The 16066-nt window shown below is 65.0% G+C and carries 13 protein-coding genes; 7 read left to right on the top strand and 6 right to left on the bottom strand.

All coding sequences use genetic code 11. The features are described 5' to 3' along the window. Window positions 1-3: 3 nt before the first annotated feature. On the top strand, window positions 4-747 hold the full coding sequence (locus LOC56_RS13060; protein ID WP_229952663.1) for an SDR family NAD(P)-dependent oxidoreductase: 744 nt from the start codon (window positions 4-6) through the stop codon (window positions 745-747). Window positions 748-809: 62 nt separating this feature from the next. Then, window positions 810-1775: a 3-hydroxyacyl-CoA dehydrogenase family protein gene (locus LOC56_RS13055; RefSeq protein WP_229952662.1), complete on the top strand. Its 966-nt coding sequence runs from the start codon at window positions 810-812 to the stop codon at window positions 1773-1775. A gap of 64 nt (window positions 1776-1839) precedes the next feature. Here the strand turns inward: LOC56_RS13055 and LOC56_RS13050 are convergent, their stop codons facing one another. From LOC56_RS13050 to LOC56_RS13035, 4 genes are all read right to left on the bottom strand, one after another. Next, window positions 1840-4494, bottom strand: coding sequence for a M14 family metallopeptidase (locus tag LOC56_RS13050; RefSeq protein WP_229952661.1), 2655 nt, complete (start codon window positions 4492-4494; stop codon window positions 1840-1842). Window positions 4495-4752: 258 nt separating this feature from the next. Then, window positions 4753-5754: a sugar phosphate isomerase/epimerase family protein gene (locus LOC56_RS13045; protein ID WP_229952660.1), complete on the bottom strand. Its 1002-nt coding sequence runs from the start codon at window positions 5752-5754 to the stop codon at window positions 4753-4755. Between the two features lie 52 nt (window positions 5755-5806). Further along, on the bottom strand, window positions 5807-6994 hold the full coding sequence (locus LOC56_RS13040) for a Gfo/Idh/MocA family protein (RefSeq protein WP_229952659.1): 1188 nt from the start codon (window positions 6992-6994) through the stop codon (window positions 5807-5809). A gap of 80 nt (window positions 6995-7074) precedes the next feature. Continuing rightward, the gene (locus tag LOC56_RS13035; protein ID WP_229952658.1) at window positions 7075-8115 is read right to left on the bottom strand and encodes a substrate-binding domain-containing protein; all 1041 of its coding nucleotides are present in this window, start codon (window positions 8113-8115) and stop codon (window positions 7075-7077) included. 230 nt (window positions 8116-8345) lie between these two features. Between LOC56_RS13035 and LOC56_RS13030 the strand changes: the two genes are divergently transcribed. The 3 genes from LOC56_RS13030 (at window position 8346) to LOC56_RS13020 (ending at window position 12137) form a co-directional block, all read left to right on the top strand. Next, complete coding sequence (locus LOC56_RS13030) at window positions 8346-9821, top strand: sugar ABC transporter ATP-binding protein (protein WP_229952812.1); 1476 nt, start codon at window positions 8346-8348, stop codon at window positions 9819-9821. Continuing rightward, a complete protein-coding gene (locus LOC56_RS13025) occupies window positions 9818-10873 on the top strand; it encodes an ABC transporter permease (protein ID WP_442860104.1) in 1056 nt (351 codons plus the stop codon). The genes LOC56_RS13030 and LOC56_RS13025 overlap by 4 nt, the downstream gene beginning before the upstream one ends. A gap of 79 nt (window positions 10874-10952) precedes the next feature. Continuing rightward, window positions 10953-12137, top strand: coding sequence for an ROK family transcriptional regulator (locus tag LOC56_RS13020; RefSeq protein ID WP_229952810.1), 1185 nt, complete (start codon window positions 10953-10955; stop codon window positions 12135-12137). 17 nt (window positions 12138-12154) lie between these two features. On the opposite strand, the gene LOC56_RS13015 is transcribed toward LOC56_RS13020, so the two are convergent. Further along, window positions 12155-12571 (bottom strand): HNH endonuclease, encoded by a 417-nt coding sequence (locus LOC56_RS13015; protein WP_229952809.1) that lies wholly within the window; start codon window positions 12569-12571, stop codon window positions 12155-12157. Window positions 12572-12883: 312 nt separating this feature from the next. Between LOC56_RS13015 and LOC56_RS13010 the strand changes: the two genes are divergently transcribed. Further along, the gene (locus LOC56_RS13010) at window positions 12884-14032 is read left to right on the top strand and encodes a GDSL-type esterase/lipase family protein (RefSeq protein WP_229952657.1); all 1149 of its coding nucleotides are present in this window, start codon (window positions 12884-12886) and stop codon (window positions 14030-14032) included. A 435-nt stretch (window positions 14033-14467) separates the two neighbouring features. Here LOC56_RS13010 and LOC56_RS13005 read toward each other — a convergent pair whose 3' ends face one another. Continuing rightward, entirely contained in the window at window positions 14468-14959 is a 492-nt protein-coding gene (locus LOC56_RS13005; RefSeq protein WP_229952656.1) for a hypothetical protein, read from the bottom strand. Between the two features lie 296 nt (window positions 14960-15255). Between LOC56_RS13005 and LOC56_RS13000 the strand changes: the two genes are divergently transcribed. Then, complete coding sequence (locus tag LOC56_RS13000) at window positions 15256-15954, top strand: restriction endonuclease (protein WP_229952655.1); 699 nt, start codon at window positions 15256-15258, stop codon at window positions 15952-15954. The last annotated feature ends 112 nt before the right edge of the window (window positions 15955-16066 follow it).

Here is a 16066-nt window from a genome sequence, read left to right as displayed (position 1 = left end):
TCCGTGAAACTGCAGTTGGAGGGAAAAGCTGTCCTGGTAACGGGAGCTGCCCGCGGACTCGGCAGGGCCATCGCTGACGGCCTTGCCGAGTGCGGTGCAACTGTTTACGGAACCAGCCGTGACGCCGGGACTGCCCAGGAAATCGGCCAGCGTTACGGAACCCTGCCACTGGTCCTGGACGTGGCCCGGACCGAGGGGATAGGGGCCTTCATCGACGAGTTGGAGGAGCGCAGCGGCGGGCTGGACCTGCTGGTCAATAATGCAGGCGTTAACATTCCCCGGCCCGCGCTGGAGGTTACGCAGCAGCAGTGGGACACGGTCCTGGATACGAACCTGAAGGGGATCTTCTTCCTCACCCAGGCCGTTGCCAGGCACTGGATTGCAAAGGGGTCTCCCGGCGCCGTCGTCAACGTAGCGTCGCAGGCAGGAATCGTAGCGATCGAGGAGCGGGCCGCATACGGGGCGAGTAAGGCAGCGTTGATCCACCTGACCAAAGTGCTGGCACTGGAATGGGCTTCCGCCGGTATCCGTGTGAATGCCGTGGCTCCCACGTTTGTGCGAACAGAGTTACTGGAATCAACGCTCAGCCGGCCGGATTGGGCTGCTGAGCTGCTCTCCCGAATTCCCATGGGCCGCTTCGGTGAGCCCGAAGAAATCGCCGGGGCAGTGGCCTTCCTGCTGAGTGACACCGCGTCGCTCATCACCGGGCACACCCTGCCTATCGACGGCGGCTACACCATCCGCTGACGGCATCCGGGACCGGCCGCACAGGCCGGTCCCGGTTCCGCTCTTTTATCAGGAGAACCGACATGGGCATTACACAGAGCATCGACGCCGTCGCAGTTATCGGAGCCGGCTATATGGGAGGCGGCATCGCGCAGGTCATTGCCCTGCACGGCTACCGCGTCACGCTGGGTGACGTCGACGGCGACGCCGCCGAAGCGGCACGGGTCCGCCTTACGGAACAGGCACGGCAGTTCGAGGACCGCGGACTGTTTCCGCCCGGCGGTGCCGAACTTATCGCCGCCAACCTCACCGCAGCACCGAGCGTGGAAAAGGCAGTGGCCGAAGCCGACTACATAGTCGAGGCAGTACCCGAGAACCCGGAACTAAAGTCGACAATCCTGGCTCGGATTTCGGCGGCAGCCCCGGAGAGCAGCATCATCGGCACCAATACGTCCGCCATACCGATCGCTGAGTTGGCAGACTCCGTACAGGCACCGGCGCGGCTCCTGGGGGTTCACTGGATGAATCCTGCGCCCTTCATCCCCGGTGTCGAAATCATTCCCGGCCCCGAAACTGCGGACGAAGCCGTAGACCTCGCGGAACAATTTATCACCGGTCTGGGAAAGACCGCGGCCCGGGTCGCTGATACTCCGGGATTCGTTGCCAATCGGCTGCAGTTCGCGCTGTTTAAGGAGGCGCTTCGCCTCGTTGAAGAAGGCGTCGCCACACCCACGCAGATTGACGCCGTAGTCAGCAACAGCTTCGGTTTCCGGTTGGCACTTTTCGGTCCTTTCGCCATCGGCGACATGGCCGGCCTGGATGTGTATGAATCCTCCTACCGTTCATTGGAAAAGGCATACGGCGAGCGGTTAGCGGCGCCCGACAGCCTTCGCGCCGCCGTCGCGGACGGGAACCTGGGCCTCAAGACCGGCCGTGGATTCCTGGAGATCGACCCGACGGACCGACAGGCGCTTCTCGCTTACCGCGATACCGCCTACGCCCGTCTGTCAGAGCTGAGAGCCGAGTTGGGGAAGGCCCCGGGCCTGTAACCAACCGGGGATCAATCCCCGGGGCGAAGCCAAAGCGCCGCCCCGGGGATTGATTTCTTGGCAGCTAGCCCCCGAACCGGGCAGCCATCTCCTCGGCCGTCAGCTCGGTGCCTGCCCCGTTGTAGATGGCGTTGGTGACCACCGTCCAGGAGGCACGGGGCCACGTGCGGAAGGTGATGTGGCCGCCGGCAATGGTCACTTCCCCTTCCCCAACATCGAAGGACGCAATGTTGGTGGCTCCGTTGAGCGCCTCGGCACCAAGAGCGTAGCCGCTGACCAGCGGGTTGCCCTCGGCCGGATAGCGCGAGACCGAGGTGCCCGCGCCGGTGAGCCGGAACGCGGCGTCGTTGTTGAACCAGGTGGGCCAGGCCGCCGGCATGCCCCACGCCGCCGGCTGGGAGGTGTCATACTCCTGGGCCAGCAGCGCACCGGGCACGGTAAAGACTTCCCGGTCCGTCGGCGTCACGTTCTCCACCGGCAGCCCCATCGCGGACGCGGCGGTCAGGGACGAGGAGCCCAGTGCCAGGACGTTCCCGCCCTGGTTGGCGAACTCGGCCAGCCGCTGCGGAGCATCCGGAACACCGGCAGCCCAGGCGAACTCCTCCGGATACTTCGTGGCGTCCAGCCCGACGGTCAACCGCTCGGTGGTGATGCCCGGAGCCAGCACAATGGTGTCGAACTGCTCGGACAGGGTGGCGTAGTCCGCGGCCTCCACCACCTCGTAGTTGGTGCCGAACTGGTCCATCATCCACATCAGCCAGCCGCCGGGCATGTTGTTCGCACCCCGGACCAGGCCCACCCGGGTGTTCTCGGCGAGCTGGACCGCGCCGCTGGCAGGCATTGCAGCGGTGGCGTACACCGGCAGCGCCGTTTCCCGGACGGCCCGGGTCAGCGTTTCCCGTGCCCGGGGCTCCCCGGCGGGAACCATCAGGGCGCCGGGCGCGAATTCCTGTCCGTCGACCGTGATCGCCCCGGCGGCCCGGTAGGCGTCCACGCCGGCGTCCTGCAGCGCGTCGATGATCCGGCCCAGCCCGTAGGACTCGGCACTGAGGATGTAGGCGCCGTCGGCACCCGGTGCACGGGGCATCCGGATCCGCTCCTGCGTGATGGCCTGCACCTGCCGGGTCTCGGCGTCGAACTCTTCCTGCACCGCCGCCACGTCCACGCCCATAAACAGGGCCACGTTGTCGGTGGTTTCGCTGTACGGAAGGATCAGCGGGCAGTCGTCGCATTTGCGGGCGCTGTCCGGATACTCGTCGATGCGCAGCAGCTGATCCACCCAGCGGCCCAGCGGCTGCTGGGTGCGCAGGATGTAGGACCCGGCGTCGAACTCCCGGCCCTCGGCAGTGAACGGCGCGGTGGCCTGCTCAATCTCCACCTCGCCGAAGTCGAAGATCCGCATCATGTCGTAGACCGCGTAAGGATCCCGTTGGTCGGCGGGCACCACGTAGGCGTACGGGCCGCCGTCCCAGGTTTCACTGTTCGCGTTGACCCGGTAGAGGTTGTTCAGCAGCCAGGACTGCGGATCGCCGGCCACGGTGTTCAGCCCGGAGAACGCGGCGGAGGTGGCGTACTGGACAATCTGCTTGAGCGTCCAGGTGTCCGAGTCATACGGCAGGGGAGAGCGCATGGTTTTGTCCACCGGCTCCAGCACGCCCTCGCCGGTGTAGGGGTAGGCGAGGTCCCGGACGGAAGCGATCTCGGTGAGGAAGGTCGAGGTGCCGAGGAAGGTGCCGTACCCGGCGACGTCGGCGTTCCACAGGATGCCGTACGCGTCGTCGGACTTCACGCCCTTGAGCCCTTCGGCCACGAGGTCCCGCTGGGTGAACTGGCCGAGCGCGTTGGAGGATGAGATGGCAATCGGGTCCACATCGGGGGAGAGCGGTTCGTCGTAGGGCGGGGTCCAGATCCGCGGGCTTTCCGTGCCGGCCTGGTGCATGTAGTGCTGTACCACCGGCCGGTATTTCTGTTCCAGCGCTACCCGGGTGCGGGATTCCTTCTGGGTAAACATGAACCAGTCGCGGTTATTGTCGTGCCCCACGTAGCGGTGGTAGAGGTCCGGATAGACCCGGTTATATTCGGTGCCGGCCGTCTCGTTGAAGTAATCCACCACCATCTGCTGGCCGTCCGGATTGGCGGAGGGCACCACCAGCACCACGAGGTTGTCCAGGATCCGGTTCATCGCCTCCGAATCTTCGGTGGCCAGGCGGTGGACGACGTCGACCAGCGCCTGGGTGTTCCCGACTTCCGTCGCGTGGATGGACGCTTCGATGTAGTAGACCGGGACCGTGGTTTGGGCGAGCTGCCGGGCGTAGGCTTCCGGTTCCATCCCGGCGCCGGCGGCTTCGGCAGCCATGGCGTCGGGATCGGCCAGCCGTTCATTGACGGCCAGGATCGAATCCAGCCGGGCCAGGTTTTCCTCGCTGCTCAGGCGCAGGATCGGATATTCGTTGTTGTCCGTGGTCCGGTCCACCACCTCGTACTCCACTTCGGGCGACGAGTCGGCAATGGTTTCGAAGTACTCGGAAATGTCGCTGAAGGCCGCCAGCCGGCCTTCGTCACCCATTTCGAAACCGAAGTACTCGGCAGGAGTGGGCAGATCCGGAAGCTTGCTGGCAGGGGCGGTTTCGACGCGCGTTCCGGCGGCCGGGGAAATGGTGAGCCCGAGCAGGGCAAAGGAAGTGACAACCGCCGCGGCGGTTCGATGTCGAAGTTGCATGGAGGATCCCTCATAAAGAGGCTGCGCCCCCCCCGGCGCAGCGAGTACCGCTTCGAGTCCGCACCATGGAGCGTGCGGCGGTGCGGACGACGCCGGCCGGTCACCTTCGACCGGCCGACGGGGTCCGCGGTGTGCCGCACCCAGTGACGGTGCGGCGGCGCGAGTGTATGGGGGACGGTATGGGGGTGGCGAGGGCGCGTCAACCAAGGTAGTGGGATCGGTGGGCAGTTGGAGCGGTTTCCCTTGCGTTTCCCGGACCTACCGCGACGAAAACGCTGCGTCGAACGCCGCAGCGGGCGGATCCATCGCCAGTGAACGGACGAACGCCAGGGCCTCCGGTGCTCCGACCAGCCGGTCCATTCCGGCGTCTTCCCATTCCACCGAGATCGGGCCGTCGTAGCCGATGCTGTTGAGCATCCGGAAGGCGTCCTCCCACGGGACGTCGCCGTGGCCGGTGGACACGAAGTCCCAGCCGCGGCGCGGATCGGCCCAGGGCAGATGCGAGCCGAGCCGGCCGTTGCGGCCGTTGGTCATCCGCTTCTTCGTATCCTTGCAGTCCACGTGGTAGATCCGGTCCTGAAAGTCCCAGAGGAACGCGACCGGGTCCAGGTCCTGCCAGACAAAGTGGCTCGGGTCCCAGTTCAAGCCGAAGGCAGGCCGGTTCCCGATGGCCTCCATCGCCCGGACGGTGGTCCAGTAGTCATAGGCAATCTCGCTGGGATGGACCTCATGGGCAAAGCGCACGCCCACCTCGTCGAAGACGTCGAGGATGGGGTTCCACCGGTCGGCAAAGTCCTGATAGCCGGCGTCGATCGCCTCGGCCGAGACCGGCGGGAACATGGCCACGTATTTCCAGATGGACGAACCGGTAAAGCCGATCACGGTGTCCACCCCGAGGGCTGCCGCGAGCCGGGCGGTGTGCTTCATTTCCTCTGCGGCACGGCGCCGGACGCCCTCCGGATCGCCGTCGCCCCAGACGGCGTCGGACACCATGTCCCGGTGCCGCTGGTCGATCGGGTCGTCGCAGACCGCCTGCCCCTTGAGGTGGTTGGAAATGGCGAACACCTTGAGGTGGTACTTCTCCAAGATGTCGCGGCGGCTCTGCACGTACTCCTCGTCATCCCACCGCCAGGGATCCAGATGGTCGCCCCAGCAGGCGATTTCCAGCCCGTCGTACCCCCAGCCGGAGGCAAGCCGGGCCACTTCTTCGAGGGGCAGGTCGGCCCACTGGCCGGTAAACAGAGTGACTGGTCGGGACATGGCGGGCTCCTTTGCCTGCGGGGACGGGGGATGGTGGGACGGGACGGGACGGTCAGCCCACGGGCAGCCAGACGCTGGATTTCGCGGCGCTGCGGGACACGGCGTCGAGGACTTCCTGGACCTGCAGACCGTCAACGAACGACGGCGCGGGTGCGGTTCCGGCGGCGATGGCCTCCACGAAATCCTTTGCCTGGTGCACAAAGCCGTGTTCGTAGCCGAGCGAGTGGCCGGCCGGCCACCACGCGGAGACATAGGGGTGGTCCGGTTCGGTCACCATGATGCGGGTGAAGCCCTGCCGGTCCGGCGGAACCGTGTAATCCATAAAGCCCAGGAAGTTCAGGTCCTCGAGGTCGAAGCTGATGGCACCTTTGCTGCCGGAGACTTCCAGCCGGAACGCGTTCTTGCGTCCGGTGGCCATCCGGCTGGCTTCGAAGGACCCGAGCACGCCGTCCTCGAAGCGCCCGAGGAACAGTGCGACGTCGTCGACCGTCACCGGTCCGCGGGCGCCGGCGTCGGCGCGTCCTCCGCCCAGGCCCGTGCCCCGCTGGTCCGTTTCGGGCACCGGGCGGGTGGGAACCAGGGTGGCGAGGGTGCCGCTGACCTCGGCCAGCGGCATCCCGGTGATGTACTGGGCCAGGTCGATGGCGTGCGCGCCCAGGTCCCCGAGGGCGCCGGACCCGGCCTCGTCCTGCTGCAGCCGCCAGGTCAGCGGGGAGTCCTCGTCCACCAGCCAGTCCTGCAGGTACACGGCCCGCACCTGCCGGACCGTGCCGATCGCCCCCGAGGCCACCAGATTCCGGGCGTGCGTGGTGGCGGGCAGCCGCCGGTACGTGAAGCCCACCATCGCCCGAACGCCCCTCGCCTCGGCGCGGGCTGCGGCGTCGGCCATCGCCTGCGCCTCTTCCACCGTGTTGGCGAGCGGCTTTTCGCAGAGCACGTGCTTGCCGGCGTCGAGCGCTGCGATGGCGATCTCGGCATGGGAGGCCCCGGGCGTCACGATGTCCACGACGTCGATATCCTCCCGGGTGACCGCCTCCCGCCAATCGGTGGCGGACTCGGCCCAGCCCCATTTCCGGGCGGCGGCGGAGGTGCGGTCCGCATCCCGGCCCACCAGCAGGTTCATCCGCGGCTGCAGGGGCAGGTCGAAGAACCGGGGGGCCACCCGCCAGGCCTGTGAGTGGGCCGCCCCCATAAAGCCGTGGCCCACCAGCGCCACCCTCAGCGGCTTATCGTCCTGCATGTTCTCTCCTTAGTGCTGTGCTGCTGTTTGGAGCGGGTGCCCTGCCCGGCCGTTCGAACCGCCTGCGAAAGACCGCCCGGTCAGGACTCGAAGGCGGTGGGCAGGTATTCGTCGACGTTTTCGCTAGTGACCACCGGGGCGTTGAGCACCACGCGGTTGGGCACCTCGGTCTCGACCAGGTCGCTCATGGCCTTGTCCTGCGCCAGCAGCCGGGCGAGCCGGATGCCGTCCGCGGCCTGGGTATGCGGATAGATGATGGTGGCCTGCAGGACGCTGTCCCCGGACTCGATTTCCCGCATGGCATTTGCGGAGCCGGCGCCGCCCACCATGATGAACTCGTCGCGTCCGGCAGCGTCGATGGCGGCCAGGACACCGATGCCCTGATCGTCGTCGTGGTTCCACAGCGCGTCGATTTCCGGTGCGGCGGCGAGCAGTTGGGACGTTGCGGCCTCGCCGCCCTGGACGGTGAAGTCCGCGGACACCCGGTTGTTGACCTCGAGCCCGCAGCCGGCGAGGGCGTCCTTGAAGCCTTCGCTGCGGTCCTGGGTGAGCGGCAGGGCGTCGATGCCGGCAATCTCGGCCACCACGGCGTCGGGCTGGTCGCCCACCTGTTCGCAGATGTAGGTACCGGCGCTGACGCCCATGCCGTAGTTGTCGCCGAGGACGGTGGCCCGCGCGGCGAAGGGGCTGGAGAACTCGCGGTCCACGTTGATCACGGGGATACCCGCCTCCATGGCGCGGATGGCGACGTCGGTGAGTGCGGCGCCGTCGGTGGGCAACAGGACAATGGCGTCCACCTGGTCATTGATGAACTGTTCCACCTGGCTGATCTGCAGGTTCGCGTCATTGGTTCCTTCGGCCACCCGCAGATCGATGTCCGGGTATTTCTCGGCTTCGGCGGTGGCTGCGGAGTTGATGGCGCCCAGCCAGCCGTGGTCGGCGGCAGGTCCGGAGAACCCGATGACGACGGTCTCGCCCTCGGACTGGTTGCCCTCCACGGAGTTGTTGGTCGGTTCGGCATTGGTGTCCTCGCCTGCAGTGCAGCCGGTGAGGGCAAGCCCGCCGGCGGCGAAGAAGGCCGCTGCGGTGATGATCTTCCCGCGCATGCGTGGTGCGTGCATGGTTCTCTCCTCTGTAAGTGGGGCGCTGAGGCGAGTCCGCACCCCATCGGAACCAGTCAGCGCACTGCACATCGTCGTGACATGCGTCACAGTAACAGAAGTCCGGCGATAAAGCGCCAACATACTACTGGTCATCGACATAAGTGTGTAAGCTCCGTGCCATGACAGCATCGGGAGCCCCCGCCGCCCCTCCTCAGCCGCTACAGCAGCCGCTGCTTGAGGTGCGCAACCTGAGCAAGAGCTTCGCCGGTGTCCGGGCGCTGCGCGGCGTCGACCTGGACGTCCTGCCCGGCGAGGTGCACTGCGTCCTGGGCCAGAACGGCGCCGGGAAATCCACCCTGATCAAGGCCCTGTCCGGGGTGTACGTACCGGACGGCGGGGAGATCCGCTGGAACAGGGAACCTGTGCAACTGGCTAGGCCGGCCGACGCCCTGGCACTGGGCATTGCCACCATGTACCAGGAACTGGACGTGGTGGACGGACTGAGCGTCACCGAGAACATCTTCCTGGGCCACGAAGACGCCCGCGGGGGAGTGCTCCGGGTCCGGGACGCGCGCCGTCGGACCCGGGAGCTGCTGGCGCGGCTGGGGCACGAGGACCTGTCACCGTCCGCGGAAGTGGGCAGCCTGTCCGCCGCCGGGAAGCAGATTGTCAGCCTGGCCCGGGCCCTGTCCCGCAACGCCCGGCTGATCATCATGGACGAACCCAGCGCCATCCTGGATTCCGGCGAGGTGGCCAACCTGTTCCGGGTGATCCGGGAACTCACCGGCCAGGGCATCGCGGTTGTCTACATCTCGCACCGGCTGGAGGAGATCCGGCAGATCGGCAACCGGATCTCGGTCATCAAGGACGGGTACAGCACCGCATCCTCCCTGCCGGTGGCAGATACGTCCCGCGCCGACCTGGTCCGGCTGATGACCGGCCGGGACGTAGCCAACGTGTTCCCGCCGCGGAAGCCGCCGTCGTCGGACGCCCCGGTGGCGCTGCAGGTGGAGGGGCTCGCGCTGGAGAGATCGTTCCGTGACGTGAGATTCACGGTCCGGGCCGGGGAAATCTTCGGCCTGGCCGGACTGGTCGGATCCGGCCGTTCGGAAATCCTGGAGACCGTTTACGGTGCCAGGCGCGCGACGTCGGGCACCGTCACTGTGGAGGGCAAGACGCTGCGGCCCGGATCGGTGCGGGCTGCGGTGAACGCCGGGCTCGGCCTGTCCCCGGAGGAACGCAAAAGCCAGGGGCTGCTGCTGGAGGAGCCCATTTACCGCAACATCACGCTGTCCACCTTTGCCCGGTTCGCCCGGCACGGCTGGCTGAACGAACGCGCCGAAAAGAAGGCCGCACGGAAGCAGGCCGAAGCGCTGCAGCTTAGTCCGTCCGATCCGGACCGTGCCGCCCGCACCCTCTCCGGCGGCAACCAGCAGAAGGTGCTGCTGGCCCGCTGGCTGATCCACGGCACCCGGGTGCTGCTGCTGGACGAGCCGACCCGCGGCGTCGACGTCGGCGCCAAGACCGAGATTTACGCGCTGATCCGCAGCCTCGCGGCCCAAGGCGTGGCGATTGTGGTGGTGTCCAGCGAGATCGAGGAAGTGATTGGCCTGGCGGACCGGATCCTGGTGCTCGACGCCGGTCGCGTTCTTGCCACCGGTAACGCAGATGAGATGGACGAGCACGCCGTGCTTGACCTGGTGCTGAAAGGAAGTGCGCAGTGAGCGAATCAACGACGGCGGCGCTGCAGCCGCCTCCCAGCGGCGGCACGGCGGCGGTGCCCCGCAGCAATCCGCTGGGGAAGTTCCTGGGCGGCTCCGCGGGACGCAACATTGGCCTGATCATTGCCCTGGCGCTGCTGTTTATTGTCGGGGCGGTCACCAGCGGGGAACGGTTCCTGAACCTGGACAACATGTTGACCATCCTGCGGTACGCCTCGATTTTCGGGGTGATCGCCATCGGGGCAACCTTTGTGATCACCGCCGGCGGCATCGACCTCTCGGTGGGTTCGGTGATGGGCCTGACCACGGTGTTGGCCACCCTCACCTCAGTGCAGCTGGCCGCCACGAACAGCAGCTGGCTGCTCATGGTGGCGGTGGCGCTGGCGGTCGGTGTGGGGGCGGGCCTGATCAACGGGGTAATCATCGCGTACGGGAACGTGGTGGCGTTTATTGCCACCCTTGCGATGCTGGTGGCCGCGCGCGGCGTGGCGGAGCTGATCTCCGGCCGCAGCACGCAGATTGTCACCAACCGGGATTTCCTCTCGGTGATGCGCTCGAACTTCCTGGGCGTGCCGCTGCTGATCTGGATCTTCCTGCTGGTGGCCGTCGCCGGCTGGTTCCTGCTCAACCGCACCACCTTCGGGCGCCGGACCGTGGCGATCGGCGGGAACCTGGAGGCCGCACGGCTGGCGGGCATCAAGGTGAAGCGGCACATTGTCCTGCTGTACGTCCTCTCCGGCCTCACCGCCGGCATCGCCGGAATCATGATGATGGGCCGCACCACCGCCGGCACCTCCACCCACGGGCTGCTGTATGAGCTGGAAGTGATTGCCGCCGTCGTCGTCGGCGGAACCCTGCTGATCGGCGGGCGCGGCACCATTGTGGGCACCGTGCTGGGCGTGCTGCTGTTCAGCACCCTCATCAACGTCTTCACGCAGAACAACCTGGACACCTCGGTGCAGGCCGTGGCCCGCGGCGCGATCATTGTGGTGGCCGTGCTGCTGCAGCAGCGGTTCGCCGTGCGGGGGACCGGGCGAAGGAAGGGGGCGTTATGAGCGTGCCTGTTGGACCGTTCGCGTCGCCGGGCCGACGCCGTAGCGTCGATCCCTATGCTTCAATTGCCCAGTGGTCGATATAAGGAATAACCCCACCGCTCCCGGGGCCAGCGAACTTTTCCAGCTCCTGCGGGACGGGCAGCCCCGCACCCGCAGCGAGCTGGCCGATCTGGTGGGGGTGGCCCGCTCCACCATTGCGCTGCGGCTCGAGCTGCTTATGGACCTCGGGCTCGTGGCGCCCATTGAGGATGCGGTGTCCACCGGCGGGCGGCCGTCCTCCCGGTTTGCGCTGCAGACCGGGGCGCGCGTGGTTCTGGGGGTCGACGTCGGCGCGAGCCACCTGCGTGTGGGCCTCACCGACCTGGCCGGTACAGCCTTGGCTGATGCGTCCCGCGACCTGCTCGTCAGTGACGGTCCGGGTGCCGTGCTGGACACCGTGGTGGAGCTTGGCAATGCGCTTTTGGCCGAGACCGGCCGGTCCGCTGCCGAGCTGCTCGCCGTCGGCGTCGGGCTGCCCGGACCTGTGGAGCACCGCTCCGGCCGTCCGATCAACCCGCCCATCATGCCCGGCTGGCACGGCTTCGACGTGCCCGGCTACCTGCAGGAATCCTTCCACGTGCCGGTGCTGGTGGATAACGACGTGAACGTGATGTCGATGGGGGAGCGCGAAGCCGCGTGGCCCGACGTCGAGAACCTGGTCTTCGTGAAGGTCGCCACCGGCATCGGCGCCGGGATCATCTGCAACGGTGTCCTGCTGCGCGGTGCCGACGGGGTGGCCGGGGATATCGGGCACATCCGCGTGCCGTCCGGGGAGGACCTGCTCTGCCGGTGCGGGAACCGCGGCTGCCTTGAAGCGCTGGCGTCAGGGCCTGCCGTGGCCGCGCGGCTCCAGTCCCTGGGGTTGGCGGCCGAGGACGGGCGCGACGTCGTTGCCCTGGTCCACTCCGGGAACCACAAGGCGGTACATGCGGTGCGGCAGGCCGGCCGCGAGGTGGGCGAGGTGCTTTCCGCCTGCCTGAGCATGCTGAACCCCGAGGTGATTGTGTTTGGCGGCTCCATGGCGATGACCGGCGAGCACTTCATTGCCGGGGTGCGCGAAGTGGTCTATTCACGCACCATGCCACTTGCCACCCAGCATCTGCGGATTGTGCAGTCCTCGTCCGGGCTCGACGCCGGGATGCTCGGCGCGTCCCAGCTTGCCATCCAGCATGCGCTGTCGGCGGAGAGTGTGGAGCGGATGCTTGCGGGGCGGGTGGGGGTTTAAGAAATCAGCAGCTCATATCATCGACGCGTTGTCAGTCCATCAGATTTGAAGCGATTGCACGATCCACACAGTATCTGGAGGTTCTCAACATTGCTGCTGCCGCCCTTTGATACAGGAATTATGTGGTCATACTGAATGTCATCCGCGGAACCGCACCCTTGGCATCGGCCACTATCTCGCGTCAAGACGTACTGCTTTACGTCGTCGGGGATCCGTGTTCTGGAGAATGAACCCCGCGGATGGGATCCCAACGCCACGGTGGCTTGTGCGCGCTCGATCTGCTGAACTCGTCGTTGTTCTCTCGTCGTAATCAGGGCGTAAACCTGATCCGGGTTTAGCCCTTCATTTTCCCAATAGAACCAGTCTTGATAGTGCCAGTATCTCTTGCCGGCAATTTTGGCCACGAGTCGGGGATATCGGCGTTGAAAGTCCATCCGGTCCCGATAATCGGCCCGTGACATCTTGCGCAGAAGGAAAACCTTTTTCCCGATGGTGAGGACAGCAGGACCTTTACCAGTCCAAAAACCGGGTCGATGACTAAGCTTCACGTTTTCGGCCTTGCGTAGCATCCCCAAATACCTTTACCTAGTGCGGCTAGGCGGATTATCTGATCCACCTAGTAGTGGACGACTTTACTAGTTGTACGGCTCTTTGTATGGCAGGACGTCCGGGGGCTTCTATAGCGCCTTGCCGCCTATACTGAGGGTGCCTAACCTTCTATCCGCACCTTTGGGAGAACCACCCGCATGATCACCACCCCCATCATCCCGTCCCTGGTCTGCGGAGCGGCGGAAATCGAAACGACACCGCGCGGTCTGCGGCCGCACCGGCTGCCGGGCTGGGTGCGTACCCGTTTTCCCGATCCGCAGCTGATGTCGGCGGAAGGCCAACCGTCCGGTGTCCGGCTGGCGCTGACGACGACGTCGGAGGTCCTGGCGGTTGTGCTGCACCCGTCCCGCGTGGTTTACCGCGGTGCGGACCGGCCGCGGGGTTCTGTGGATTTGGTGGTCGACGGAAAGCTGCTCGAGAGCGACGAGCTCACCGGCGGCGACTACGTCGAGGTGGATATGTCGACCGGGGCGGCGACTCCATTTGAAGGTCCTTCGCACACCAGTGTGTTCCGACTGCCGGCGGGCGAAAAGGTTGCTGAGGTCTGGCTGCCGCACAACGAGGCCGTCGAGTTGGTCGAGATGCGCTCGGATGCTCCCGTGACGCCGTATTCCTCGGGCAAGCCCGTTTGGCTGCACCACGGCAGCTCCATCAGTCACGGCTCAAATGCCGCCACGCCGGCCCAGATCTGGCCTGTGGTTGCGGCCCAGCTCGGCGGCGTCGAACTCCACAATCTTGGCCTGAGTGGCAGTGCCCTGGTGGATCCGTTCACGGCGCAGGTGATGCGCGATACCCCTGCTGATCTCATCAGCGTGAAGCTGGGCATCAACGTGGTGAATATGGATTCCATGCGGCTGCGCGCCTTTGTGCCTGCGGTGCACGGGTTCCTCGACACGATCCGGGAAGGACATCCGGAGACGCCGCTGGTCCTTATTTCGCCTATTTTCTGCGGTATCCACGAGGACACTCCGGGTCCCGGCGCTTTCGACCCGGCGTCGTTCGGCACGGATCAGGTGAAGTTCGTTGCTACCGGTTCGCCGGAGGGGGTGGCTGCGGGCCAGTTGACACTCCGGGTGATCCGTGAGGCGTTGGAGTCGCTGGTGGCGCGCCGGACGGACGATCCGAAGCTGCACTTCCTGGACGGACTGAGTCTGTACGGGGCCGAGGACGCCGAGGTGCACCCGCTGCCCGACGCGCTGCACCCGGATACGGCTACGCATCGGCTGATCGGAGAGCGGTTTGCGGAGTATGCGTTTGCTGCGGAGGGGCCGTTTGGGCAGTTGTAGAGCCAATTCGTCCAGGCGTTTGTCTAGCGCATGGGGTGGAGAGCACAAACGCGGTTCGACGTCTGACGGCCCTCAGCCAGCAACGGAAAGGCTCGGCGCACTTCGTGGAGGATCAGGATCTAGTGGAAATGGTCGTCAACGAAGCCAAATCCGGCGAATAATAGGTGCTGGGTCGTAACCGGTCAGGGTGTTCTGCTCTCCGCCGCCAGCACCTCCCGGAACGCCGGATTCGGATGGTCAGTGGGCAGCCGCCCGGCGCGCATGCTCCAGCGCTTCCAACGGCGTAACCCGCGCCCCGTACAGCGCAGCGACGGTCGGGGTCCGGGACTCGGCACGCACGCAGTGCAGCAGCACCTTTTTGCCGTCGGCGCGGAAACGTTAGACGGCGGCCGCAGCGTCCTGTAGCACATACGCGGTTTATGGAATGGCTGCAGGTCATCGGCGCAGATTGGCGAATGGCAGCGATGTGTAGGTACGGACGAACTGGTCTATAAGCTCCGTTTCCATTTCGCTTGCCAGCCGGTCGAGAACCGGCAGCCAGGCAATTCGCAGGTCCTGGGAGTCCGCCAACTGCCATATGCAGCGGCCACCCCAGTGCCCAACGGGTTCACCATTGCCGAACCGGACGAATTCTGTGATCCGCTTACGCAATCCCCGGTTTCCGCTGCCCTTATCTGCCTTCCCTATGTACAGGGTTTCAGCCGAGTGCGCCAGCTTTGCTGTGAGGGTATGCCTATCGACAGTTGGATTTTTGCCTTTGAACCATCCGCCTACACAAGTGTCCAGCACATGGGGAATCCGGTCACGGTCTCGCAGAACCGCGTACACTCCAGGGGCTGTGGGCACCTCCAGCAGGTCCAGTTCACGGAATTGCTTGAAACCGAGGAAGCCACGGTTCTTCAAGTCATTTTCATCAAAATCGGCCACAATGGTCCTCCTTGGATCCTCGAGCAAGATGCCATCGAAAGCCCCGAGCGCTTCAAAGGCTTCAGATAATGAGTTTATGTAGTGGGTCAGATGCGGGATATCGGATGATTACCGCGCCACTGCAAGTAATGCTGATTAAGGAATGTCAGGGGCTGGCCCAAGCTCTGAAAGGTCGGCGTCCTGCTGGAGCTGAGTTGGCGCGCCAACGTCGTTCCAACCATTAGAGAAGCGGGACCGAGTCTGATTTCATAGAAGTAATAATCAACAATGCCCCCTTCTCTGATCGGATACCCATTATGACACCTGCAGAATATGAGTCGCAGATTGCAGCCCATTTTGCTGGGCTCGGGTACCGCACCCGGCAAACAGCTATGTCTGGTGACTATGGTGTCGATGTTTTTGCCGAAAAAGCGGATGAACGATTGGCCATCCAGGTCAAGATGTACGGGCACACTACCCGGCGAGTGAACCGTCAAATGGTGATGGAGCTTCACGGTGCCAAAGACTATTTCGACTGTCACAGGGCAGTCTTAGTAACTGACGGTGAATTCCTACCGGACGCTCTTGAGGTGGCGAAAAAGCTAGGTATTCAGGTCCTATCGATGCCAGCGGTGGCCATGTCGCCGGTCTCTTCGGATAGCTTGAGCACTGATGAAGCACCCTTTTTTGACCAAATATGGAGGGATCACGTTATGCCGTTAGCGGGACAGGTTCTTCGAGGAGAGGGAACTAGACGAAACCTCATTGTGGAAGTCGATTGGGCTGGCGTCGAGCGGGTTAGTTCCAATGGAAGGCGGAGTCGAATCGACATAGAGATTTTCCGACTTGCTATCAACCATATTTTGAGGAACGGAAGCATCACACGTGACGAGATCAACCAGAGCTACGCAAAACGTGCCTCGTCCGGTGTTGTCCTCATTCTCGCGCAAGTGCCCATATTCCAGCTCACAGATCGGCCGTTGACTCTACACTGCCGGTCCAATGATGTGCCCTAACCTGCGATGGTGGACGACTCACCAGGTTGAATACTCACTCCGGAATCTTGGCACAGATCATTCTCAGACGGACGTACCGGGAATCCTGAAGCGTGTGACGTAACCTGAACAG

It is taken from the genome of Arthrobacter sp. zg-Y179 (genome assembly GCF_020907345.1).
Classification (GTDB): Bacteria; Actinomycetota; Actinomycetes; order Actinomycetales; family Micrococcaceae; genus Arthrobacter_B; species Arthrobacter_B jinronghuae.
The sequence above is the reverse complement of the archived record's forward strand: the minus strand, read 5'-3'. Positions and strand labels throughout refer to the sequence as shown.